The organism is Paraburkholderia aspalathi (assembly GCF_900116445.1).
GTDB lineage: Bacteria > Pseudomonadota > Gammaproteobacteria > Burkholderiales > Burkholderiaceae > Paraburkholderia > Paraburkholderia aspalathi.
Map to the genome: position 1 here is coordinate 1 of NZ_FPBH01000060.1, position 23,665 is coordinate 23,665.

Below are 23,665 nucleotides of genomic sequence, written 5' to 3' on the forward strand. Positions count from 1 at the left end.
GACGCGTTCGGCGTGCACTGCATCGGCGGTATCGTGGGTGCAATCCTGACCGGCGTGTTCGCGGTCAAGGACATCGGCGGCGCGGACGGCAGCGTGATCCTGCAAGCCAAGGGCGTGCTGACGACGCTGGTCTACAGCGGCGTGGTGAGCTACATCCTGCTGAAAGTCATCGACACGGTCATGGGCATCCGCGTGACGGAAGAGGGAGAGCGTGAAGGTCTCGACATAATCCTGCACGGCGAACTAGTCGAGTAGGACGCATGCCCACGGATCTCGAAGAGAACACTAACAGACGATTGAATCTACCTCGAAGACTGAAACTGAGAGGACGCCGGTCGCTATTTGGCCCGCGATCATCAACGCTGATGATTTCGTCGGCGTGGTCCAGGTCATAGCGCAAGTGATTTGTAGAAGCATGTACTGAAGTCCGTCTGGATACGACGTATCCAGCGGGTCAACGTGATTACTCGGGGATAAACGAGCATGAAAAAATCTCTTTTTGTATTGAGTGTTTTGGGCGCATTTACTGGTGCAGTGCATGCACAGAGCAGCGTCACGTTGTTCGGGCTTATCGACGAAGGGCTGAACTATACGAATAACGCTGGTGGCCATAGCCTCTATGCAATGTCGAGCGGCGACGCTCAAGGGTCCCGCTGGGGCCTTAAAGGCACCGAAGACTTGGGCGACGGTTTGTCGACGGTCTTCCAGTTGGAAAACGGATTTAACGTTAACAATGGCAAGCTGGGACAAGAGGGTCAGGAGTTTGGCCGTCAGGCATTTGTCGGTCTTTCCAGCGCGACGCTAGGCACGCTCACGTTCGGCCGCCAATACGATTCTGTTGTTGACTATTTGGCCCCGTTGACGGTCAATGGAAACTGGGGCGGTCAGATGTTCTCGCATCCGTACGATAACGACAATACGGACAACACTTTTCGTGTCAACAATGCGATCAAGTACGCGAGCGCAAGCTATGCGGGTTTCTCCTTCGGAGGCGCATACGCTTTCAGCAACTCGACCAACTTCGCCGTCAATCGAGCAGAGAGCGTGGGAGTCCAGTACTCCAACGGCCCATTGTCCGTTGCCGCTGCGTATCTGAACGTCGATAGCCCCAATAATGGTGCCGCCGGCGCTGTTGCGAATCTTGGCTCTAGCGGCACGGACGGCAGTTGGACTGCCGTTCGGCAACGCGTATTTGGGGCGGGTATAAACTACACGATCGCGGCCACAACGTTGGGTTTTGTCTACACGAATACGAATTTGTCGGAGCCGTCGGGGACGCAGTACGCTAGTCTGTCCGCGAGTCCCACACTCGGGGCAGCATCATCGCTTAAGTTCAACAACTTTGAGGTGAGCGCCAAGTATCAGTTTACGCCGACACTCTACGCTGGTGGCATGTACACATACACCCAAGGTACGTACGATGGCACGTCCGGCGGTAGTGCCAAGCCGAAATATCATCAGTTCGGTCTAATGGTCGACTACAACTTGTCGAAGCGGACCGACGTGTACGTGCAGAGTACCTATATCAAGGTTGCGAGCGCTTCTGGCGTGGAGGGTACTGGCTTGGAATTTGCCGCGAACGCGGATGCCACTGCTCCCTCGTCGAATGGCAAGCAGTTCATGGCTCGCATCGGAATTCGCCAGCAGTTCTGATAAAGCGGGCTCTCGATTTGTCGGCTCAGTACATCAGGAAAAGAGCTGGGGGCATGCACTCGGGCTCTCTTTCGCATGTCAAGTTTTGGCAGCATCTGTGCCGGTCGTAACGTCTGAGGTCGCAACGGTGGAAGACTAGGATGGCATCGTAGACTGTCGGATCATGGTCGATGCCCGATCGGATCCTGAAGACATTCAAGATGCGATCGGGATCATGGTTCTCGCGGAGCATGTTATGGCCGCGGTCGTCGGGTTGAGCTAGGATAGCCACTGATCTACCTCGGTCGAAGTATCGGTCTCCATCGCCCCCGGACACTCCGAGATTGACCGCTCAAACCGCTGCAGCGCGTCCTCGAGCCGCTTTTTTCCAAATTTAACTGAACAAAAGAATTATTCCGCAGGCCCAGCGGCTTCGGATTAGTTGCGTGATCTGCCGCTTGAACAAGCCGGGTTTCACAAGCGCGCGCACGCGTTTCCCGGCCCCTCTGTCGCGCTATCGCACCGGATTGGTGAAAATTAAGCGAAAGCTAAAGAAGGTGTTTGTCACGCCGATATTGAGCGTAGGTGAGCTGTTTTCTATCATGCGCGGATTTGCAATCCGCTCGGTGTTTTCCTTCGTTGGAGTTCGACTGTGGATCGTTCGGCGTGTAGGGTGAAGGCTGTCGAGACCTGTCCTGAGAACAATCGGCACAATTCGCCGCCAGCCAATGTGCCTAAAGTTCCGACTCAAGCCCTCAACGGGACGTCGCACCATCTATGAAGCGCAATCCCTTTTTCCGGCTGCTCGCGCGTCTTCGCGTGGGTCGAAAACTCCTGCTTATCTATCTACTGGATCTGAGCGCAGTCCTTTACATCAGCGGCATTCTGATCCGTGAGAAATATATCGGCATCGATTTCTCGGACAAGGAAATTGTTGGCAATGCCTATGTGAGGAACGTGCGCGACGCGCTGGTCGACGTCGCCCTCGCCGGCGCTGGCGAGCGCCCCTCCGCGGTCTCACTGCGACATACCGCAGCCAGTCTCGCCGATGCGGAACGCGTTTACGGTGCCAATATGGAGAGTGCTGCGCTTAACGAACGCGTGCGCGCAGCGCTTGAAGTGCTGGCGCACCAATCGGAACCCACGCCGGCAGTCGTGAGCGATGCGCTTGAAATGTGCCGCCAACTGATCACGCGCGTCGGCAATCAATCGAATCTGATTCTGGATCCAGACCTCGATAGCTATTACTCGATGTCGTTGTCGATTCTGCGCTATCCGGCGTTGCTCGATTCCCTCAATGGGGTAGCTCGGCAACTGCACAGCGTGCCACGCACATCGAGGACGCACGACGAATTGCGCACGCGTTATCTCGTGCTGGAAGGGCAACTCGACGCAGTGCTTCATGATCTGCGTTCCGATTTCGCCGAGACGACCGCGGCTAACCCGACTCTCGATGTCGCCCTTGGGCCATCGGTCGAGCAGATGCTGCTCTCGATCGAGACCTTTCGTAGTGCCGCGCGCGCCGTAGTGGACAGCGGCGTGGTCGATCCAGATCAGGTGCGCATTGTCGACGCCGCCCAGCAGACGGTGGTCAACCGCATTCGGGATGCGTGGAGCAACACCGGCACCCAACTGGATGAATTGCTGCAAGCGCGAGTGCGAAGACTGTTCCAGCGGATGTGGTTGCATATGGGCACCGCGCTCTTCCTGTTGTGCAGCATTCTCGGCATGGTCTACTTCGTCGCCCAGCAAATTTCGCGGCCGTTGCGCCAACTTGCGCGCGTGATGGATACGGTGCGCCGTACCGGTGATCATTCGCTGCGTGCGAGCTGGGAAAGCCAGGATGAAATCGGCCAACTGGTGAGCGGCTTTAACGAGATGCTGGAACAACTCGATCGCGAGCGGGACGTGCAGAAGGAGCTGGCCGCCACGGCTCGCGCATCGGCTGCACAGTACGCGCTGGTCGAAGCTACGCCGGTGCCAATGATGGTCACGGCCATTCCGGGTCATGAGGTGCTGCATGCCAACCAGCCCGCGCTCTACTGGTTGAATGGCTGTACCACCGATCCATGGGCCTCCGGTCTTGACTCCGCGGTGCGGGCGCGGTTTTTCCAGCAGCTGTCGGATCGTGAAGCGGTCGACGAGTTCGAGGTGCGCTGGAAAGCCACCAGTGAGCCGACATGGGCAATGCTGTCGGCGCGGCGGCTGAATTTCCAGGGGCGGGACGCGATGCTGACTGCGTTCACGCCGATCAATCAGATCAAGTTGATGGAGCAACGTCTTGAGTTGTGGGGCAAGGTTTTCGAGGCCTCGTCTGAAGCTATCCTGATACTCGACCACGACCAGCGGCTCGTGACCGCAAACGCCTCCTTTTATCGCGCGACGGGCTATCGTGCTGACGATGTCGCGGGCAAGCCACCGGCTTTTATCGTCGACCCGAAAGGCGACAGTGTGATCGAAAGCGTCACCGCGAGGGTCGATCGCTCCAGCACGTGGCACGGGGAAGCGCAGGTGCGTCGACGCGAGGGCGGCGACTATCCGACGTGGCTGATGGTCAGCGCCGTGCGTGATAAGCGTGGTAACGTGTCGCATTACATCTGTACGCTGATCGACATCACCGACCGGAAGAAGAGCGAGGCACGCATCCAGTTTCTTGCTGAACACGACGTCCTCACGGAGCTGCCCAATCGCGCGCTATTTGCCAAACGACTCGGCGTCGTGTTGGGCAACGCGCAACTGACCGGACAACGCGTTGCGGTTCTGTTTATCGACTTGGACCGTTTCAAGAATATCAACGACTCGCTCGGCCACCACATCGGCGACGGGCTCCTGCGATCCGTGTCGCGACGCCTGCTTCAAGCCGTGCGCAGCAACGATACGGTCAGCCGACTCGGCGGCGATGAGTTCACGGTCATTCTGAACGGGGTCACGAACGCGGCGGACGTGGCGCGTACCATCGACGAGCGCCTGATACTGCTTGTGCGAGAACCGCACGAGATCAGTGGAGTCACGCTGCAGGTTTCCTGTAGCATCGGTGTCGCGATGTATCCGGACGATGGCCTAGACATCGAAACGTTGATGCAGAATGCCGACGCGGCGATGTATCAGGCCAAGGCGGCGGGGCGCAATCTGGTCAAGTTCTTTTCGCCGGACATGGCCGAGCAAACGCGCTATCGCCTGGCGCTCGAAGCATGTCTGCGTACCGCGATCGAACGGAAAGAGTTGCAGCTCGCGTATCAGCCCTGTCTCGATGCTCGCACCGGGGCACTCGTCGCGGTCGAAGGGCTGCTGCGATGGAACAGCCCGCAGATCGGTACGGTGGCACCGTCGCAGTTCATTCCGGTCGCGGAAGAAACCCGTCTCATCATTCCTATCGGCGCGTGGGTGATCAACGAAGCCTGCCGTCAGATTGCCCAATGGCGAGCCGAAGATGTGCTCGACATTCGCGTCTCGATCAACCTCTCGGCAATTCAGCTGCGCGATCCGGAGCTGCTCGCGACGCTGCGCAATAGTCTCGCGACCCACGGGGTGCCGCCGGAAGGGCTTGAACTGGAAATCACTGAAACCGTATTGATGGATAACGCCGAGAATTATCTGGACGCAATCAGAGCGATTCGCGCCCTCGGCGTCAAGCTGTCGCTCGATGATTTCGGCACGGGCTATTCGAGCCTAAGCTATTTGAACCGCTTTCCGCTTGACCGGCTCAAGATCGACCGCGCGTTCGTGCACGACATGCTGGATGCACCGGCCGATCTCGCGATCATCAAGGCAATCGTCGAGCTGGGTCACGAGCTGGGCCTCCGGGTGGTCGCTGAAGGTGTCGAAAGCGAGCGAGAGGCGCAGATTCTGCGCGGCGTCGGCTGCGATGAACTACAGGGCTTCCTGTACTCAAAAGCACTATCGCCGGCGGAATTGTGGTCCTGGTCGAGCGAGCGAAAGGTGGCCTGAGTCACGAGTAGGCGCTGGCCGACATTTTGGTGCATCTGGTCGTTAGCCGAACGCAAGACGCGGCGATCTTCGTGCGGCATTGTAAGTACTCGGTTTCTCTCCTTGAAACTGTACATGCATGTCGCGTGGCTTGGCAGCATCTCGGCTGCGACGCGCGATCCGCAACTCGCCCTTGTGGAAAGTAAATTCGGCACGCAGCACCCGCAGTTCGTGTGTGGGGGTGACGAAGGAGGGGGCATCGCTGGACTATAAGACCAGCTATGTCGGCGCGCGTTTCAGCTCGCGTAATCGTACCAGTTCGCATACCCGTTGACGTTCGCAATGGAGGGAGTATTCATCGCCTTGTTTTCCTGAAGGTGGTGCTCCACGTTCGGTTATGAACGCTGAGGCGTAAGCATAGACACAACTGCGCGCCGGCGCTTTGTCAGAACCGGCGCATGTACGGCATGGCTCGCGATTTGGGGGCGTCAGCCTTTGGAGGTCGTCGCTGTCTCATCGAGCCAGCGAACGAGGTTTTGCACCGTGTCGCCATAGAATGTTCGATACAATTCCTTCGACACGTATCCGAGATGCGGGGTTGCAAGCACGTTTGGTAGTTCGCGCAATGGATGCGGATTGCCGAGTGGCTCGACATCGTAGACATCCACGGCAGCCCCCGCGATCTGTCCACTCGTTAACGCCTTGAGCAGCGCGGTCTCGTCGACAATCGGGCCGCGTGACGTGTTGATCAGTCGGCTTGTCGGTTTCATCCGCGCCAATTCGGTTTCCCCGACGAGACGATGGGTTCGGGAACTCAGGCGAACGTGGATGGACAGATAGTCCGCGGTAGAAAACAGCTCGTCTTTGCTGACTAACTGCGCACCATTTTCTTGTGCGCGTTCTAGGGTGAGATTCTGACTCCACGCGACGACGTTCATTCTGAACGCCCGCCCAATCGCCCCAACAGCCGAGCCCACGCGGCCCAGACCGAGTAGGCCGAGCGTCTTGCCCGCGAGTTCCTCGCCGACTGACTCTTGCCAGTTACCCTGGCGCAGCGATTGATTTTCGAGCGGTATGTTGCGGACCATGGCGAGGAGGAGTGCCCACGTAAACTCGATCGTCGGTGTGGAACTGTATCCAGTGTGAACGACCTGAATGTTATGCGCAGCCGCAGCGTCAAGATCGATCGATGCGTTGGCAGGACCGGTCGAAGCGATCAGCTTGAGGTGCGGCAGCCTTTCGATGATGTCGCGCGTGAGCGGTGTACGCTCGCGCATCACACACAAAACATTGAAGGGCCTCAAGCGATCGATCAGCTTTTCAACGTCGCCCACGTGATCGTTGAAGACGGTGATGTCTACGCGACCGTTTAGCGGCGACCAGTCGGCCATGTTCAGCGCGACGTTCTGGTAATCGTCAAGGATTGCCGCCTTGACTCGAGCTACAGTGGACATGCTGCTTTCTCCCTTCTGGTATGGCCGACGAACAGGGCGACTGCGCGCAGGTGCGCGGTCCCCACTGGGGGTGATCCGCCAGTTTGACGCAAACGGAACTTGTTTGCAGGTACGCACACTAGATGGTGATCACAGTGTGCGATGGTTTAACTAAATATGCGTCGATCAACGACGAAGCCATTGAGGATGACGGAACTATGTGCATCGAAGCTGTCTGGGACATCCAAACCGACACCAGCCGGCTAGCCATGCTCGACCCCAGCCGGCTAACCGCCCGCCTGATCGCAGCAAACCTGGCGGCAATGAGTGGGAAAGGGACTACGCCAACGTCCGGCGCAGGATGACCGACATGAACGCGCTCAACGCGTTGTGATCGCGTCCGACCTTCGCCCGCAAGGCCGCCCCTTCCCGTGCGCCGAGTAGCGCTGTTGCAAGTTGGCGTGCGGGAAGCTCGCGCGTGATCGACCCGTCGGCCTGTCCGCCGGTGACAGCTTTCTCGATCGCCGACATCCAGGACGAATAGATGGCCGAAAGATGCTCGCGGATCAGCAAACTTTGGCTCGGCAATTCAGCGCTGAAATTGCCAAGGAGGCAACCACGCGCGAATGCGCTTGCGGTAACCATTTTGTTGAGTGCCTGAAAGTACCTGTCAAGACGGTCCAGCGGCGCGACAGACTCATCGGCAAGAAGCGAGTGTCGCTCGCTGAGGCGACCGTAGTGATCGATTACCTTCGCCGCGAGGTCTTCCTTGCTGCCGTAATGATTGTAAAGGGAGCCCTTCTGCATACCTGCATCCTCCGTGATGTCCTGCACGCTGGAAGCGTTGAATCCCTTCTCGTGAAAGAGCTTCAGTGCGGAGGCGAAGATCTGGACAGAAACGCTGGGGCGAGCCATGTGGGCAAAGATAGATTTGGTTGTCTTGTACGCCGAGTTTGTCGCAGTACTGGGCTGGGGAACAAAGCGCAGTTCGGTCGGTGACTGAGCAAGAGACTGGCGCAGTCAGGAAAACTGCACAGCCACAATGTCGATGGAGACCAGTAGCGGCTCAGGCACAGGCCGGTTTCCGGCCCCCAGCGGGAAAATATGTCGTCGCGCGGGCACCATGAGACCGTTCGCTTCGGTGTAGTCGTGAATGTACTGTGCGCCGACCGTCCCGCCGAGGACATCTACCGCATAGTCATGTCGGCGCATCAGTCCATCGGCGTCAAAGTAGGTGACCTGCTCGCGGGTGTGGCTTGCCACGGAGTCAGGGAACGTCACTTTGAGCCTTCGCCAAGTTTCGCCGTTTTCGTTCCACGGTTCCAGTTCTTCGGTCACGAAGCCGGGCCACGTATAGAGAAAAGGTTGGTTCAGATAGGTCCACAGCGCATAGCTGTTGAAATACACGGCGTGCAGCAGATCCCAGGGAGTCTCGTTCTGGTGGCCTTGAAAAGCTGCGCGTGGATCGTTTCGCGATTCAATGACTTCTCCCGACTCGCTTTCCAGAGAAAGCCGCTGCGGCGTAAAACGAACCAGCCGGTCCGGCGAGCCGACGCGGTGGATCGTCGCCTGTTGCACACGCGTTTGCGCCTCGTAACGGCTGTCCTTGAACAGACCCGGTTGACCCTTGAACGCCCACAGGGCCCCACCCACCGACACGTCGACTGCCACGCCCTGAAACGCGTTCCAGCGCTCGAGGCCGCCATGCGCTTTGACTGCTAAATCAAGAAGATCGGACATCTTTCTACTCCTGTCTTAACACTTGATCACGCGAGCGAACTCGTGGATAACATTAGGTGTTGTGAAGCAATCGCCGCGGCTGCATCCGAAGGCCTGGGGTCACCGTGGCGGTAACGATTCCGCTGGCCGGGCGTGCACCTGCCCGGCGGGCGGAATCAGTTCGCCGGGCAGCTTGAGGGAAGTGAGCACTCGTATCAGCAGCAACGATCCTAGTTCGAAGAGTGCCCCGACGTAACCAAGATTCGCAGTGCCGCTCAACGCCAGCGTGACTGAGCCAATGGCGGCGCCGAGAGAGAAGCCGAGATACATAAACGAGGCATTCAGCGACAGCGCGATGGGAGCCGCCTTCAGGCCTATCGCGCTGATCAGTCTTGCCTGCTGTGGTGGATAGAAACTCCACGCCGAAATGCCCCAAAGGACGACGGCTATGCATACCGGCAGCGTTGCCATAGCGGGTGACAGGAAGTGCGCGCTGATCGACAGTGTGGAAAACGCGAAGGCCAAAACCACAAGTGCTGGGATCTGGACCGCAGCCGGGCCATGCCGGTCACTGAATGATCCGCCTAGCGCAACGCCGACTGCTGCAGAGATTCCCCAGACCAGCAGAACCAGACTGATCTGCGGTGCGGAAACGACGGTCGCACTCCGAAGGAACGGGGCCAGGTAGGTATAAACCGTATAGGCGCCGATCGCCCACAGCGTGGTAGTTGCGAGCGCATGGGCCACGACGGGCTGCCGTACCACGACGAGCCGCTCGCGAAGTGTGGCCGTGTGCAGCCCGGCTCCAATATGTACAGGCAGTCTGAGTTTCAATGCAACCGTTGCCAGTGCGGAGAGGGCGGCGACGCCCACGAAGGTCATTCGCCAGCCGAGCCGTTCGCCGACCAATGCGCCGATTGGTACGCCGAGCGCAATGGCGATGGTGATCCCGCCATTGACGATTGCGAGCGCCCGTCCTCTGCGCTCCGGCGTGACAAGCGCACTCGCGAGCGCGTTTGCGCCGGGCACATAGAGGCCAGCGGCGAGCGCGAGCAGGATACGTGCGCCGGCCAGTGTCCAGAAGCTGTGCACGCTCGCCGCTACGAGATTGGCAACGGCAAACGCGGCCAGAGAAAAGATCAGCAGGCGCCGACGGTCAACACCACCTAGCGCCGCGGTGAGAATGGGCGAACTGACTGCGTAAGCAAGCGCAAAGATTGTGACCAATTGTCCAGCGGTCGCGACTTTGACGGATAAATCGGCAGCAATGGTTGGCAGCAGCGCGGCGATCATAAAGCCCTCGGTGCCGACAGCAAATGTGCCCAGTGCAAGCCAGTAGAGTGAACCAGAGGGTTGTTTCGCGACAATCGTTGGGCCTAATGCGGGTGACACATCGGAAGATTTCACCGTTGGCAGCTCTCAAAAAATGGTCGTCGATCGCCTTGATCGTCGGAAACGCCCGTCCTCTTCGGAAACAAACAATATGACCGGACGTCTTAAAAATCAAGTTATATTTGTGCTCATGGCTTTGCGTGCTGCCGAGACTGGCGGATTTTCAGGCTATTTCATTAAATTCGCTTAAAATTGACTGACTATCGATCTGTTGAAAACAAGCAATTGTCAAAAAATATGGACGAACGTAGTGATTCTGTCAGGCATCTTGAACCGAATGGACTATTTCACCGATCCAAACGATGGGTGAGCGGTGGCACCGCAGATGAGCGTTGGTGGTGCGCGTGGCTTGGCGACGCCTCGTGGATGTTCCTACTAGAGATTCCTGCATTTATCGTCGCTGAGGTTACTCGTCGCAAGATAGGCTCGCAGTCGCTACAGTGATCGCACTCGCGATGGCAAATCCTGTTCTGTGCGCTTGGAGCCATCGCTCGCTGACCTAACAAGCTCAGATGGTGATTCTCGGAAATGCGTTTGCTGAGTCTTGCCCGCGTTGCAGAGTCCGCATCAATCCGATAGCCTTGCTCAGGTTCGTTCGCTCTGACAATAGGTTGGCCCCGTGAAGGACATTCTCTCCTTGAAGCTGCACACGCGTGTCGCGCGGCTTGGCAGCTTCTCGGCAGCGGAGCGCGAGTGCGGGCTCTCGCAACCTCAGGTTTCCCGCATCATCGCCAATCTCGAAAGCGATTTGGGTGCCCGTTTGCTTACGCGCACGACTCGTGCGGTCGTAATGACGGACGCCGACGCCAAGTTTCTCTCCCGGCTCGATCCGATTCTCATCTCGCTCAATGAGGCCGAACACGGCGTACGTGAAGGCAACGAGCTGCGCGGCACGCTTAGGATGAGCATGCCGAGTAGCGTGGCGATCCGTGAAGTCATCCCGCGCCTGGCTACATTCGTTGACTTGCACCCGGAGTTCCGAGTGCAGATTTTGCTGGGCGATCGCCCACATGACGTCGTCAAGGAAGCGGTAGACGTGGCTATCCGACTCGGGCGACTCTTCGACTCAAGTGCAACAGCGTCGATTATCGCCAAAATGCCGCGAGTAATCGTTGCATCCCGCGCCTACATCGAACGTGACGGCGCGCCCGCTACCCTGAAGAACTGACGCAACATCGGAGCGTCGGCGGTCCCGCGTCGGTGGTCTCCACCGTATGGAAATTTAAGCGCGGGATCGACGAGATTGTCATCGATCTCGAACCGCACTTTTTGACCGGCGGAAACGAGGGTTCCGTAGCGGCGGCAGCAGCGGGCCTTGGCATTACCTCGACGAGCGGGGGGGCGTGTCGCCGCGAACTGGGAGATGGATCGTTCGTTAAGCTGCTGGTGGACTGGAAAACCGCTGACATCCCGGCTTACGCCTAGTTTCCCATGGGACGTGCGACGCGGGTCGCAGGACGCGCGGTCTAGAGTATCTCACCGCCTGTTTTCAGCGCGACCAGCGCCTTTCTGTCTGACCGGGCGATTGGGGCGCGCGTTTCATTGGTGGCTAAGGTTCCAGACACAGTGGCTGGTCGTCTATGCGTCCCATACATAAGAGATAGCAGAATCGCGTAGCTACCGCTAGCGCTGGATCGCCATTATCTTTTACCCCACAACGCAACCAGAAGTGGAGGAAAAGACGGTGATCCGTTCTGTGCGTATCCATGAGTTCGGCAGTCCCGATGTGCTGCAGATCGAAGACGTGGCGATGACTCAACCCGGAGCAGGCGAGGTGCGTCTGCGCATTCGTGCCATTGGTCTGAATCGGACCGAGCTGACGTTGCGCTCCGGTCGCAGTCCGGTCAAGCCCACGCTGCCGAGCGGCCTCGGCTTCGAAGCGGCGGGTGTGATCGAGGAGCTTGGGCCGGATGTCTTCGGATTCGCTGTTGGCGATCGCGTGGCGCTGGTGCCCGCGTATGGCGCCGCGGAATACGCGCTCTACGGTGAGGTGTCGCTGGCACCCTCACGCTCGCTGGTCGCGATTCACGATGGCACTAGTTTCGTCGAAGCGGCCGCAACATGGGCGGCCTTTGGTACCGCGTGGGCCGGACTGATTGCAATTGGCAATCTTGCTGCCGGACAGACGGTGCTTATCTCGGCTGCATCGAGCAGCGTGGGCCTTGCCGCTATTCAAATCGCCAATCGCGTCGGCGCGCGTCCTGTCGCATTGACCCGGTCGCGGGCCAAGATTGATGTCTTGCTGCGCCATGGCGCAGCCGCCGCCATATCTACCGACGAGCAGGACGTGGTCGCTGAAGTCAAGCGCCTGACCGGTGATCGGGGTGCCGATCTTGTCTTCGATCCGGTCGGCGGTTCTGGCTTCGCTCACCTCGCGCGGGCGACCGCCAACGGCGGCACGCTGATTCTCTATGGGGCGCTCGCGACCGATCACACGGTTGTGCCGCCATTCGACATCCTGGCGCGCGATTTGACGATCCGCGGCCTTGCCCTCCCTATCCGCACACGCGACGACGTGCAACTGACAGCGCTTAAACGCTTTGTTGATGAGGGCATTGCCGACGGCACGCTGCGTCCCACAATTGCCCGCACGTTTGTCCTTGACGACATCGCCTCCGCTCACCGACTTATCGAAGCGGGCGAGCATGTCGGTAAGATTGTCGTGACGGTTTGATTATTCAACTCAAGACCTGAAACATGTCCACCCAACCAATTTTCACACCAATTCGTATGGGCGACCTCGATCTGCCCAACCGCATCGTGATGGCGCCGTTGACCCGCATGCGGGCAGGATCGAACGACCACGTGCCGTCCGATCTCCAGGCGGAGTACTACGCTCAGCGCGCCTCTGCCGGGTTGATCGTTGCGGAAGCGACCGCGATCAGTCCCGAAGGCTTCGGCTGGGCTGATACGCCAGGGCTTTGGAGTCCGCAGCAGGTGCGTGGCTGGCGGCGCGTCACGGATGCCGTGCATGCCAAGGGCGGGCGCATCATCGCGCAACTTTGGCATACGGGTGCGATCTCGCACCCGGACCTGCGCAACGGCGCACAACCGTTGTCGGCGTCAAACGTCAATCCGCTTCAGGAATCTGTGACGCCGGGTGGACGCAAGCCAACCGTCACGCCGCGCCCAATGACCCGGGACGAAATTCGCCAGACCGTCGCTGACTATGCGCGCGCAGCTCGCAATGCAATCGAGGCGGGCTTCGACGGTGTGCAGATCCTGGCTAACTATCTCTATCTGCTCGCACAATTCCTCAATCGCTCGACCAATCGACGCACCGACGGATACGGCGGCGGTCTGGAAAACCGGGCGCGAGTTCTGTTCGAGGTGATCGAGGCCGTGCTCGACGAGGTCGAATCATCAAAGGTCGGCGTGAAAATCAGCCCGATGCACGAGGGTGGCCCGTTCGCCGCGAATGAAGATACGCTGCCGATGGCGGAATACGCGATACGAGAGCTCAATGGCTACGACCTGTCGCATCTGCTGTTGATGGGCAATACGACTGACTTCACCGGTACGTCTATTGAACACCTTATGGGCGACGGCATGTTCCGCCATTTCCGTCCGATCTTTCGCGGGACGCTGATCGCCAACGTGAACATGGACGCCGAACGCGGCAACAGACTGATCGAGCAGGGGCTCGCCGACATGGTGGCGTTCGGACGGCCCTACATTGCCAACCCGGACTTGGTCGAACGGTTGGCGACCGGCGCACCGCTCGCGGAGGTCGACTGGACCACCGTCTATGCGTCGGGTCCGCAGGGCTATTCCGACTACCCAGCCAGCCACCTATCCGACGTCGCGCGGCGGTCGGATCCACTCACCACTCATCGAGACTGACATGAGCAAAACCTCACCCGAACAGAACAAGGCCATTGTTCTCGAAGCGTTTGACACGCTGTTCAACAAGCGCGACTATGCCGCCGCCGAACGCTTCTGGTCTGATCGCTACATTCAGCATAGCGCCCACATTGCACCGGGGCGCGATGGCCTGTTCGATCTCATCCGTGCGCTTCCCGACACCTTGTACTATGAGAGCCGGCTGGTCGTGGCCGAGGGCGACTATGTCATTGCACATGGCCGTTTTTCCGGCAACGGACGTCCCGCCGCATGGGTTGCCGCGGACATCGTCCGCTTCGAAGACGGCAAACTCGCCGAGCATTGGGATGTCCTTCAGGACGAAGCGACCAAGACCGAATCCGTTAGTGGCCTGCCGATGTTCGGCGACCAATTCCCTGCTTGATCACTGAGGCACCAACAAGGATACAACCGTGAAACTCATCGGTAACACCATCTTCATCACGGGCGGCGGCTCGGGCATCGGCCGCGGACTCGCCGAGGCGCTCCACCAGTGCGGCAACAAGGTCATCATTGCCGGCCGTCGGCGCAGCCGTCTCGACGAGGTGGTGGCGGTGAACCCCGGGATGGTAGCGATCGAGCTCGACATTGCCGATGCGGCGAGCATCGAGCGGGTAGCAGCGCAACTGATCACGGACCATCCAGATCTCAACGTGCTGATCAACAACGCTGGGATCATGCAGCCTGACCAGGCCGGTGGCCAGATCGACGATGCATCGATGGTGTCTACCATTACGACCAATCTGATGGGCCCAATCCGCTTGACGTCCGCGCTGGTCGAGCATCTCAAGTCGAAGAAAGACGCTGTGGTCGCCTATACCACCTCGGCGCTGGGGTTCGTTCCGTTGGCCGTGACGGCCGTGTACTCCTCAACCAAGGCGGCGCTGCATTCATACATCCTCTCGCAGCGCTTCATGCTGCGCGACACCCAGGTTCGGGTACTCGAGATCGCACCACCCTGGGTCCGTACGGACCTCATGAACAGCCGCGAAGCCGAACTGGCGATGCCGCTCGATCAGTTCATCGACGAAACCATTTCTGTACTCGGCACCGATGCTGACGAGATTCTGGTCGAAGGCGCCAAGCTGTTCCGCGGGAATCCGGGTCCCGGTGAACAAAGTCTCGTCAATGGCTTTAACGCGCAAATGATGGAAATGTTCGCCGGTTGATCCAGATGTCTTGTCATGAATGAGACGTGGTTGTGAACCTAGAAATTTTCGCTATCGAGAGAGTGCAACTGAGACCGTTTGCCAGAGAAATCACAATGAAGAAACTGAAGATTACTAGCGTTTTCGTGTGCTCGGACTAAGATGACGCGAAGGACGTAGTGTCGGGTCTGGCGACTGAGTCGGAGTTCGAGCCGATCAATGGAGGCAAACTTGCGGTGGCGCTTTATGCGGAGATGATTGGCATGTTTGTGGTGCGTCTGGCGATGGATTAAGGTTACGGCCGCACGATCAGCTTTCATGCATATCGGGCCGATTGATGAGCCTCCGCCTTCGCCTGACGTCTGTACGACGCGCTTTACGAAGGGGATCCCTACTGCATCGTCGGGTGCTGGCCGCTGACACTAGGCGACCCGGGGCGGGGAATTGTTTGTCCATTCCGGGATTAGTTTCGCACTTCGTGACGATGCTCGGCTCCGGTCGTAAGACGGCCTCAATTGTGAGCTAAAGCGACGGATAAGGGTCGAGATCCATACGCAAACATCGCTGGCAACCGTCGACTCTGCGCGATTTCGAGGCGCGATGAACACGGCTTGGTCAATGACTTCGTCGCGCAAACGATGAAAATGTTCGCCGATTGATCAGATGCCTTGCCGCATGTGGAATAGTCTCGTCGATGGTGTGTCGACCTGCGCATACTGCCCGAAATGAGCAGGTGATGACTGAGTCTGTTCTGACTTGTCTGCGAACGGCAGCCGTCGGTGAAACAGGAGATCCTACTTCAATTTCGGCTTACGTCCCGGTAGGCGCTGGGCGTGCTGCCTGTCCAGTGTCTGAAGGCGCGATGAAACGCGGTGGGGTCGTCGAAGCCGATGTCGAAGGCGATTGATGCCAGCGCGTCGTCCGTCGTGGTTAGTCTTTGAATTGCAATATCACGGCGCAGTTCGTCTTTGACCGCCTGGAAGGTTGTGCCCTCGGCGCCGAGACGGCGAGCCAGCGTTCGTGCGGAATAGTGCAGTGCATGCGCGACCACGTCGACGGTGGCGATTTCAGGTAGCTTCGACTCGAGATATTGGCGCACCCGGTGGCTTGCAACCTGATCGCTGAATGACGTGAAAATCCAGTCCTCAGGTGCACGCGCAAGAAACGTCCGCAAGTCGGATTTGCGCTGACGGATCGGCAATGCGAAGTAGCTCGCGTCGAATTGCATCGAGGTTTGCGCGCAGTTGAACTGAACGGGTCCTGGGAACAAATAGAGGTAGTCGCTCGCATGCGCCGGCCGGGTGAAATCGAATTCCACCTGCAGCAACGGAATCTTCTGTGCCACCAGCCACGATGCGACGCCGTGCGCCAGCTTGAGCATCAATTCCATACCCAGCACGCTCACCTCATGGCCGCCGCGCGGTTTGACGACGGCGATGCGCGCGCGGCCGGTGTCCACTGACGACTCGATTTCCACATCGTCGAGGATCAGATGGAAGAACTGCCCGAAACGATGCATTGCAACTTCGAGAGTTGACGCATCAAGTAAGCTCAAACACAGATATTTGAGGAAGCCGTTGCGCAGCGGACGAGAAAAAATCCCGGCCATTTCATCGTCCAGTTCGACAGCCAGCATGCGGTAAAGCGTGGCGAACTGCACTTGGGTGACGCGTGCACCGCGTTTGCCGAGTAACGATTGAGAGATGCCCGCGCGAGCCACGAATCGGTCAATGGACATTTTTTCTACGCTAACGGCTGCAAGAAATCCATTGATGAGGGATATTGGGACGGTTGCCTGAGGTGATGTCATGGCTAGCGGATGGAACCCTGCATAGATCGAGCCGTGGTGTCGCAATGTTCGAAGCTGGCAGATTTTGTCATGAAATCGGCATCATTGGGTAATGGGCCAGACAGTACCCGGCGTTACGCTTGGGCCGCGCTTGTGTTGTCTGCTGTGATGTGCGATTTGCAAAGTGAGAGGAGAAACAATGAAAATCCTGGTGCCAGTCAAGAGAGTGGTCGACTACAACGTGAAAGTCCGAGTGAAATCGGACGGCTCGGGCGTCGACATCGCGAACGTGAAAATGTCGATGAATCCGTTCGACGAAATCGCGGTTGAAGAAGCTGTACGTCTGCGCGAAGCAGGTGTGGCGACTGAAGTGATCGCTGTGTCGGCGGGGGTGACGCAGTCGCAGGAAACGCTGCGTACGGCGCTGGCCATCGGCGCGGACCGCGCGATCCTGATCGAGTCGGGCGAAGACCTGCAGCCGTTGGCGGTCGCCAAGCTGCTGAAGGCGCTGGTCGACAAGGAACAGCCTTCGCTCGTGATCCTCGGCAAGCAGGCCATCGACGACGATTCGAACCAGACCGGCCAGATGCTGGCTGCGCTGGCGAATCTGCCGCAAGCCACGTTTGCGTCGAAGGTCGTTGTTGCAGACGGCAAGGCGACGGTGTCGCGTGAAGTCGACGGCGGCGCGGAAACGCTCTCGCTGACGCTGCCGGCTGTGGTCACCACCGATCTGCGCCTGAACGAGCCGCGCTACGTGACGCTGCCGAACATCATGAAGGCGAAGAAGAAGCCGCTGGAAGTCATCAAGCCGGAAGACCTCGGCGTTGATGTGACGCCGCGCCTGAAGACGCTGAAAGTCGTCGAGCCGCCGAAGCGCTCTGCCGGTGTGAAGGTGCCGGATGTGAAGACGCTGGTCGAGAAGCTGAAGACCGAAGCCAAGGTGCTGTGAGGAGACGGACGAAATGACGAATCTGGTAATTGCTGAACACGACAACGCGTCGATCAAGGCCGCGACGCTGAACACGATTGCAGCCGCGCAGAAGATTGGTGGCGATATTCACGTGCTGGTCGCGGGTCACAACGCGCAGGCCGCAGCGGATGCCGCAGCGAAGATTGCAGGTGTTTCCAAAGTGCTGCTGGCCGACGCGGCGCAACTCGAAGCGGGTCTGGCAGAAAACGTCCAGGCAACCGTGATGAACATCGCGAAGGACTACACGCACATCCTTGCACCGGCAACTGCCTACGGCAAGAACATCGCACCGCGCATCGCCGCGAAGCTGGACGTCGCGCAGATCAGCGACATCACTGCAGTAGAGGGGGCCGACACGTTCGAGCGCCCGATCTACGCGGGTAACGCAATCGCCACGGTGCAATCGGCTGACCCGATCAAGGTCATCACGGTCCGCACGACCGGTTTCGACCCGGTTGCAGCAGAAGGCGGCAGCGTAACGGTCGAGAAGATCGAAGCGGCAGCCGACACGGGCCTCTCGCAATTCGTGAGCCGTGAAGTGACGAAGCTGGACCGTCCGGAACTGACCTCTGCGAAGATCATCGTCTCGGGTGGCCGGGGTCTGGGCAACGGCGAGAATTACACGAAGGTTCTGGAGCCGCTGGCGGACAAGCTGAACGCAGCACTGGGCGCATCGCGTGCCGCAGTGGATGCGGGCTTTGTGCCGAACGACTATCAGGTCGGGCAAACCGGCAAGATCGTCGCGCCGCAACTGTACATCGCTGTCGGCATCTCGGGTGCGATCCAGCATCTGGCCGGTATGAAGGACTCGAAGGTCATCGTGGCTATCAACAAGGACCCGGAAGCGCCGATTTTCAGCGTCGCCGATTACGGCCTCGAAATCGACCTCTTCGGCGCAATCCCCGAACTGACTGCAGCCCTTTAACCCTCGTTTCTTTGACGCAAGAATGATCGGATCGGATTGACGCAGTTAGACAAACATGAAACGCGAAATTGCCGTCGACGGTGTGCGGACTGGGATCGGCAGTTTGTGACGGCAGCCTGAAAGACATCGCGCCGGCGGAGTTGGCCGCATAAATCGTACGCGAGGTGCTCTTGCGTGTCGCCGCCGGAGGGGGGCGGAAGTTGGGCACGTCGTCCTCGGCAGTGGCATTCAGACAGAGCTGAAGCACATGTATTTGATGCACAGTCGCGAGGTGATCTTCCGCATTGCAGAACATTCTGCTGAAGACGATCTCGACGTGAACGTGCCGAATGAAGCGGTTGCGGCGAAGGCATACGCGGTGTCGAAGAAGTTGAAGTTCGACCTAGGGAAGATGAATGCCAACGATTCCGGCGTTTCAGTCGACCAATCCGATTGGCTCGACAGATGCACAATTATCGTCAGAGCGGTCGACGAGTTGCATCGCGTGGGCGGACGCTATGTGCTAGTCGCGATGTGTATTGGTGGTGCGCTGAGCATTGCCGCTGTGTTTGAGCGGATGTGAGTGTGAATTGAGAACGGTTGGTCCGATGCGGCAAAGTCCAGTGAAGGAGCACAAATGGATATTGAATCGGTAGGCGTGGTTGGCGCGGGAACGATGGGGCAGGGTATCGCCCAGATTTTTGCCTGTGCGGGTTTTAGCGTAGTTCTGGTGGATCTAAGCGAAGCAACACTGAAGAATGCAGTCGGGAGTATGGGTGGCAGTCTCGACCGGCTCGTCAACAAAGACAAGCTGACTGCCGTTGCAAAAGAGGGCGCGTTGGCTCGCATCACCACGTCGACAGACTACGCGAGATTGCGAACCGTCGACTTTGTGATCGAAGCGGCAACCGAGAATATTGATGCGAAATTGCGTATCCTGGGGAAAATCGGCGAGGCTGTCCGCGACGACGTTGTGATAGCTTCGAACACGTCGTCGATATCGATCACACGTTTAGCCGCGGCAATTTCGAATCCAGCACGCTTGGTCGGCATGCATTTTTTCAATCCAGTGCCCTTGCTTCCGTTGGTCGAAATCGTGCGCGGTTTGCAAACTGGCACCCAGGCGGTTGATGTCGTGCGGAAACTGACGGCCGCGCTAGGTAAAACGGCGATCGTCGTCAGCAGCTCACCAGGTTTTGTGGTGAACCGCCTGCTCGTGCCGATGATCAACGAGGCGTTCTGCGTTCTCGCCGAGGGCGTGGCAGTGGCCGAAGAGATCGATGCAGGCATGAAACTGGGCGCCAATCATCCTATGGGCCCACTCGCGCTTGCGGACGTGATCGGGCTGGATGTATGTCTGGCCGTGATGGATGTCTTCCATGCGGATTTCGGCGATCCAAAATACCGTGCGAGTCCATTGTTGCGTGAAATGGTCAGCGCTGGATTCCTGGGTCGAAAAACCGGCCGTGGGGTTTATGACTATAGGCCAAGTCACACGTGAGCTGTCCGGCCTCCTCTCCCTTGCGGGGGACGAGCCTGCATTGACTTCAGATTAGTCTGATTTTGAGCGTTCCGCTCGTTACACGTATGCGATTCAGGAGACGGATCGCGCCCGAGTATCATGCGCCCCAGGGAGACATGATCTTCTGTTCTGACCAAACTCGCCGGGCCTGTCGGTATTGCTGAATTGCCCACCTTGGGGGGACCCACCTGCTGACCGCTGCTGCGATTCTCGGCGAAATGGTAGAACTGGTACGCAGGTGGCAGACAGGATAGGCATGTCGGACGCCGTGGTCGCCGCGCGACACAATGCCGATCCATCAGATGCCTCGTCATACGCACGCTCATCGCGTAGTCGATTAGTTCGTCGCTGGGCAGGTCCTTCAGGCCTGCGAGGTGCAGCCAGCTCTCGTCGATCGCAATGTAGGCGATATCACGTCATGCTTCATTCGGCGCGGCCACTTGGCAACGCCGGCTCAACGGCTTCGACGCCACCGACAGAATGCCCTCCTGTTGATATAGGACTCAATGATTGACCGCCTTATGATCGCTGTTTCCGGTCAGAGAGGACCTGGCGAAAAATGAAACGCGTCCGCGCTTACATGCGATTCGCCCACTGACATTGCCGAACATATCGACGCGTCGAGAGTCTTCGCGCGGGATCTGTTGCGGTGCTTCTATATGAGTCATTCGATTGCCGCAGCGTCCTAATGACGGACCAGTCGATAGTCGCGGGCATACCCGGGATGCCGATTGTACGCAACAACGACGGTTTGCGCTCGATATGTTGAATCGTGTGACTTGGTGACCCGTCAGGTACTATTGCTCGCTTGGAAGCAGGCAATATCTGTTGGCCAAACGTCTCGAGCCTAGCCGTTTCGGTTGGATAAGAGAGTCGATCTCCGCACCTATTCGGAGGCAGTTCGCTCATTTATCCAGTGTGAAGATAGATATATAACATTAATTCAATTGTCGGAATGGATTACTTGCGCCAATATGAGGCGTGCAAAGACAAGTTGCCGGAAAGACACCTTCCTCACACTCAGGTAAGACGTCAGCAAGGAGTACTCCATAATCGACCAAATACATTCGATGTTGACCCTCCTGTCTCATGCCAGCTACCCGTTTGTTCGGGCAGTCCTGTTGGCAATCCGATCTCTCCTTCTGAATGGGCGCAAGGAAATGATTTTACGTGTGTGATTCACACACATCGTTTCAACTAAAAATGAAGTGATGGACCGCGAGATAGCGACTCGATTACGTTGGGTGCTGATGTATCACGAGACCGGCAACGCCGGTCTCGTATGCGCGCGGTGTGGCATCTCGAGACCGACGCTCCGCAAATGGTTACGACGCTACCGGGATGCTGGAGAAGAAGGTCTGCGCTCTCAAAGTCGCCGCCCTCTCAACAGTCCAAACCGAAAGATTTCCGAATCTGATCGGGCGACGATTCTCCGGCTGTGTGCAGAGCGCAAGGGAGCACGCCGGATTCAGAATGAGTTACGGCTACATGAACAAAGAGAACTGTCCCTCGCGACTATTCACAAGGTTCTGACCGAGGCATCTGTGAAGCCGTTGGTGCGTTCCAGGCGGCCGGCAAATCCAAAACGCTATAGCCGCCCGGTTCCCGGGGATCGAGTCCAGATGGACACGATGAAGATCGCGCGAGGCGTCTATCAATACACGGCCATTGATGACTGCTTGCGCTTCCGCGTACTGGCTGTCTACCCGCGCAGAAACGCCCGAAATACGCTGCTTTTTCTTGATCGTGTCATCGAGAAGATGCCATTTCCAATCCAGCGTGTCCAGACCGACAGGGGCGGCGAGTTCTTCGCCGAATCGGTGCAGCGGCGTCTGATGAGCGAGTGCATCAAATTCCGGCCGATTCCTCCACGCTCCCCACACCTCAATGGCAAGGTCTAGCGTTCACAGCTTACTGACCGCAACGAGTTCTGGTCCCACCATGCCCCGGCCGAGGACGAGATTGACCGACGAACTGAGGAGTGGCAGTTCGACTACAACTGGCGCCGCCCGCACGGCTCACTCGGTGGCAAGACGCCCGTTGACCGCGTCGCAGAAGTGGGCGAAATCACACCTCTCGCGGAGCAGGTGGAAAGCGCCTACGACGGGCTGAAAGAGAGAATCCGGCATCGCGAATGGCGAGTTGACAAGACCCTTGCCGAACATCATCGGCGCGCGCTTGAACTCGAGTCTCCTACCGGAGCCGCGAACTCAAGCGCGCCAAGAAAACGGCATTCAAGAAAGTGAAACGATGTCTGTGAATCGCACATTTTACGGCACGACCTGCTTGACAGGACGAATCAGAATCTCTTCGACGAGTACGCGCGAGGGTTGCGCGAAAGCGTAGACAAGTGCCCGTGCGACATCTTCCGGTGTCAGCGCGTTCAATTCACTGCGGCGTGTCTGTTGGTCGATGTTGTGACCAAATTCAGTCCACACGGCGCCTGGCTCGATCACCGAAACACGAATGCCTTCCCCGCCAAGTTCCTTGCGCAATGCGTCGTGAAAGCCGATGACGGCAAACTTGGTTGCGCTATACACCGACCAGCCTGGCACGCCATACCGTCCGCCAACGCTCGACACTGATGAGATCATTGCGCCGTCGCGACCTTTCATCAGTGGGATGGCCTCTCGGGAACAATTGAGCAAACCAAACAGATTGACGTCGATTTGCTCGCGCCACTCGCTCGGCTTGCTGTCGACAAAGGCTCCATGAATGCCTAGACCGGCGTTGTTGAATAGCAGGTCGAGACCGCCATGCTGTTTGCGTGCAAGGTCGAACAGTTCGGTCACTTGGTCGGCTTCCCGTACATCGACGTAGGCAGCTGTTGCAAGGGCGCCAATTTCGCTTGTCAGTGTATCGATGCGCTCCCTGCGGCGCCCGGCGAGTATGACGTGTACGCCTTCGGCTGCTAGAAGTCGGGCTGCTGCTTCGCCGATACCGCTGGATGCCCCTGTGATAACGGCGACCTTGCCCGCCAAATTCTGCATCTGCATATTGTTTCTCCTGAACCTTGTCGATTTGTAGCTCGCAGCCAGTTCAGACTCGAGTCTGAAAGAAAACGACGAGTGCGTTATTGAGTATGAGCACCGTCGTCCGGATCAGCAAGGCTTTCTTTGAGATCTTGCGTCTCCGCTTTGGCCTTAGTCGGTCCGATACGGCTTGCCGTGAGTCTAAGCACCCTCATTCACCGTAGCAATGGGCTAGAGTTTCATGTGCTTAGGAAGCAAATTCACAAATGCTTGGTCGCGGATTCTTCGGATGGGCCACTTTCGTGGCGATCGCCGGCGTTTGCAGTTTTAGTGCGGTGTCCCTAATGCGAGAAGTGTCTCAGTTGACATGGAGCTGAGCGGGAAGGGACGGGGACG

At 58.2% G+C, this 23,665-nt stretch carries 19 protein-coding genes and 2 pseudogenes; 15 read left to right on the forward strand and 6 right to left on the reverse strand.

Annotation, left to right across the window (positions count from 1 at the left end; translation table 11 throughout):
• The 3 genes and pseudogenes from BM438_RS43135 to BM438_RS43145 all read left to right on the forward strand — a co-directional run.
• Nucleotides 1–255 (forward strand): annotated as a pseudogene (locus BM438_RS43135) (ammonium transporter); the annotation flags it as partial.
• A gap of 228 nt (nt 256–483) precedes the next feature.
• A complete protein-coding gene (locus BM438_RS43140) occupies nt 484–1,653 on the forward strand; it encodes a porin (protein ID WP_093647439.1) in 1,170 nt (389 codons plus the stop codon).
• A gap of 756 nt (nt 1,654–2,409) precedes the next feature.
• Complete coding sequence (locus tag BM438_RS43145; protein WP_093647441.1) at nt 2,410–5,580, forward strand: EAL domain-containing protein; 3,171 nt, start codon at nt 2,410–2,412, stop codon at nt 5,578–5,580.
• 467 nt (nt 5,581–6,047) lie between these two features.
• Here BM438_RS43145 and BM438_RS43150 read toward each other — a convergent pair whose 3' ends face one another.
• Nucleotides 6,048–6,950 carry a D-2-hydroxyacid dehydrogenase family protein gene (locus BM438_RS43150; RefSeq protein WP_244179608.1) on the reverse strand — a complete coding sequence of 301 codons (903 nt, stop codon included), beginning with the start codon at nt 6,948–6,950 and terminating at the stop codon, nt 6,048–6,050.
• A 185-nt stretch (nt 6,951–7,135) separates the two neighbouring features.
• Here BM438_RS43150 and BM438_RS43155 point away from each other — a divergent pair, with 185 nt between their 5' ends.
• Nucleotides 7,136–7,357 carry a hypothetical protein gene (locus BM438_RS43155; RefSeq protein ID WP_093647445.1) on the forward strand — a complete coding sequence of 74 codons (222 nt, stop codon included), beginning with the start codon at nt 7,136–7,138 and terminating at the stop codon, nt 7,355–7,357.
• Here the strand turns inward: BM438_RS43155 and BM438_RS43160 are convergent.
• The 3 genes from BM438_RS43160 to BM438_RS43170 form a co-directional block, all read right to left on the reverse strand.
• Nucleotides 7,332–7,907, reverse strand: coding sequence for a TetR/AcrR family transcriptional regulator (locus tag BM438_RS43160; RefSeq protein WP_093647447.1), 576 nt, complete (start codon nt 7,905–7,907; stop codon nt 7,332–7,334). The two genes, BM438_RS43155 and BM438_RS43160, sit on opposite strands and share 26 nt — an antisense overlap.
• Nucleotides 7,908–8,012: 105 nt before the next feature.
• On the reverse strand, nt 8,013–8,732 hold the full coding sequence (locus BM438_RS43165; protein WP_093647449.1) for a hypothetical protein: 720 nt from the start codon (nt 8,730–8,732) through the stop codon (nt 8,013–8,015).
• A gap of 99 nt (nt 8,733–8,831) precedes the next feature.
• Nucleotides 8,832–10,118 carry an MFS transporter gene (locus BM438_RS43170; protein ID WP_425270768.1) on the reverse strand — a complete coding sequence of 429 codons (1,287 nt, stop codon included), beginning with the start codon at nt 10,116–10,118 and terminating at the stop codon, nt 8,832–8,834.
• A gap of 622 nt (nt 10,119–10,740) precedes the next feature.
• Here BM438_RS43170 and BM438_RS43175 point away from each other — a divergent pair.
• From BM438_RS43175 to BM438_RS43195, 6 genes are all read left to right on the forward strand, one after another.
• Entirely contained in the window at nt 10,741–11,271 is a 531-nt protein-coding gene (locus tag BM438_RS43175; RefSeq protein ID WP_208620823.1) for a LysR family transcriptional regulator, read from the forward strand.
• Nucleotides 11,272–11,303: 32 nt separating this feature from the next.
• Nucleotides 11,304–11,528: a type 2 periplasmic-binding domain-containing protein gene (locus BM438_RS46010; protein ID WP_208620824.1), complete on the forward strand. Its 225-nt coding sequence runs from the start codon at nt 11,304–11,306 to the stop codon at nt 11,526–11,528.
• Nucleotides 11,529–11,787: 259 nt separating this feature from the next.
• Entirely contained in the window at nt 11,788–12,777 is a 990-nt protein-coding gene (locus BM438_RS43180) for a zinc-dependent alcohol dehydrogenase family protein (RefSeq protein ID WP_093647482.1), read from the forward strand.
• Nucleotides 12,778–12,800: 23 nt separating this feature from the next.
• Complete coding sequence (locus BM438_RS43185) at nt 12,801–13,946, forward strand: alkene reductase (RefSeq protein ID WP_093647454.1); 1,146 nt, start codon at nt 12,801–12,803, stop codon at nt 13,944–13,946.
• Nucleotide 13,947: 1 nt separating this feature from the next.
• Nucleotides 13,948–14,349 (forward strand): nuclear transport factor 2 family protein, encoded by a 402-nt coding sequence (locus BM438_RS43190; RefSeq protein WP_093647456.1) that lies wholly within the window; start codon nt 13,948–13,950, stop codon nt 14,347–14,349.
• A 28-nt stretch (nt 14,350–14,377) separates the two neighbouring features.
• Nucleotides 14,378–15,133 (forward strand): SDR family oxidoreductase, encoded by a 756-nt coding sequence (locus tag BM438_RS43195; protein WP_093647458.1) that lies wholly within the window; start codon nt 14,378–14,380, stop codon nt 15,131–15,133.
• Between the two features lie 778 nt (nt 15,134–15,911).
• On the opposite strand, the gene BM438_RS43200 is transcribed toward BM438_RS43195, so the two are convergent.
• A complete protein-coding gene (locus BM438_RS43200) occupies nt 15,912–16,850 on the reverse strand; it encodes an AraC family transcriptional regulator (protein WP_425270769.1) in 939 nt (312 codons plus the stop codon).
• Between the two features lie 250 nt (nt 16,851–17,100).
• On the opposite strand from BM438_RS43200, the gene BM438_RS43205 reads away from it, so the two are divergent.
• From BM438_RS43205 to BM438_RS43225, 5 genes and pseudogenes are all read left to right on the forward strand, one after another.
• Nucleotides 17,101–17,850: an electron transfer flavoprotein subunit beta/FixA family protein gene (locus BM438_RS43205; RefSeq protein WP_093647462.1), complete on the forward strand. Its 750-nt coding sequence runs from the start codon at nt 17,101–17,103 to the stop codon at nt 17,848–17,850.
• Nucleotides 17,851–17,863: 13 nt separating this feature from the next.
• Nucleotides 17,864–18,796 carry an electron transfer flavoprotein subunit alpha/FixB family protein gene (locus tag BM438_RS43210; RefSeq protein ID WP_093647464.1) on the forward strand — a complete coding sequence of 311 codons (933 nt, stop codon included), beginning with the start codon at nt 17,864–17,866 and terminating at the stop codon, nt 18,794–18,796.
• A 271-nt stretch (nt 18,797–19,067) separates the two neighbouring features.
• Nucleotides 19,068–19,358 carry a hypothetical protein gene (locus tag BM438_RS43215; RefSeq protein WP_167378556.1) on the forward strand — a complete coding sequence of 97 codons (291 nt, stop codon included), beginning with the start codon at nt 19,068–19,070 and terminating at the stop codon, nt 19,356–19,358.
• 54 nt (nt 19,359–19,412) lie between these two features.
• Nucleotides 19,413–20,276 (forward strand): 3-hydroxybutyryl-CoA dehydrogenase, encoded by an 864-nt coding sequence (locus tag BM438_RS43220; RefSeq protein ID WP_093647469.1) that lies wholly within the window; start codon nt 19,413–19,415, stop codon nt 20,274–20,276.
• A 1,232-nt stretch (nt 20,277–21,508) separates the two neighbouring features.
• Nucleotides 21,509–22,543, forward strand: a pseudogene (locus tag BM438_RS43225) (IS481 family transposase).
• A gap of 24 nt (nt 22,544–22,567) precedes the next feature.
• Here BM438_RS43225 and BM438_RS43230 read toward each other — a convergent pair.
• Nucleotides 22,568–23,293, reverse strand: coding sequence for an SDR family oxidoreductase (locus BM438_RS43230; protein WP_093647472.1), 726 nt, complete (start codon nt 23,291–23,293; stop codon nt 22,568–22,570).
• Between the last annotated feature and the right edge of the window lie 372 nt (nt 23,294–23,665).

Bases quoted from the DNA above. Each gene is read 5' to 3' on its own strand.
- BM438_RS43140 (WP_093647439.1), top strand. From the start codon at position 484: ATGAAAAAATCTCTTTTTGTATTGAGTGTTTTGGGCGCATTTACTGGT.
- BM438_RS43145 (WP_093647441.1), top strand. From the start codon at position 2,410: ATGAAGCGCAATCCCTTTTTCCGGCTGCTCGCGCGTCTTCGCGTGGGT.
- BM438_RS43150 (WP_244179608.1), bottom strand. From the start codon at position 6,950: ATGGCCGACTGGTCGCCGCTAAACGGTCGCGTAGACATCACCGTCTTC.
- BM438_RS43155 (WP_093647445.1), top strand. From the start codon at position 7,136: ATGGTGATCACAGTGTGCGATGGTTTAACTAAATATGCGTCGATCAAC.
- BM438_RS43160 (WP_093647447.1), bottom strand. From the start codon at position 7,907: ATGGCTCGCCCCAGCGTTTCTGTCCAGATCTTCGCCTCCGCACTGAAG.
- BM438_RS43165 (WP_093647449.1), bottom strand. From the start codon at position 8,732: ATGTCCGATCTTCTTGATTTAGCAGTCAAAGCGCATGGCGGCCTCGAG.
- BM438_RS43185 (WP_093647454.1), top strand. From the start codon at position 12,801: ATGTCCACCCAACCAATTTTCACACCAATTCGTATGGGCGACCTCGAT.
- BM438_RS43190 (WP_093647456.1), top strand. From the start codon at position 13,948: ATGAGCAAAACCTCACCCGAACAGAACAAGGCCATTGTTCTCGAAGCG.
- BM438_RS43200 (WP_425270769.1), bottom strand. From the start codon at position 16,850: ATGTCCATTGACCGATTCGTGGCTCGCGCGGGCATCTCTCAATCGTTA.
- BM438_RS43205 (WP_093647462.1), top strand. From the start codon at position 17,101: ATGAAAATCCTGGTGCCAGTCAAGAGAGTGGTCGACTACAACGTGAAA.
- BM438_RS43210 (WP_093647464.1), top strand. From the start codon at position 17,864: ATGACGAATCTGGTAATTGCTGAACACGACAACGCGTCGATCAAGGCC.
- BM438_RS43220 (WP_093647469.1), top strand. From the start codon at position 19,413: ATGGATATTGAATCGGTAGGCGTGGTTGGCGCGGGAACGATGGGGCAG.
- BM438_RS43230 (WP_093647472.1), bottom strand. From the start codon at position 23,293: ATGCAGATGCAGAATTTGGCGGGCAAGGTCGCCGTTATCACAGGGGCA.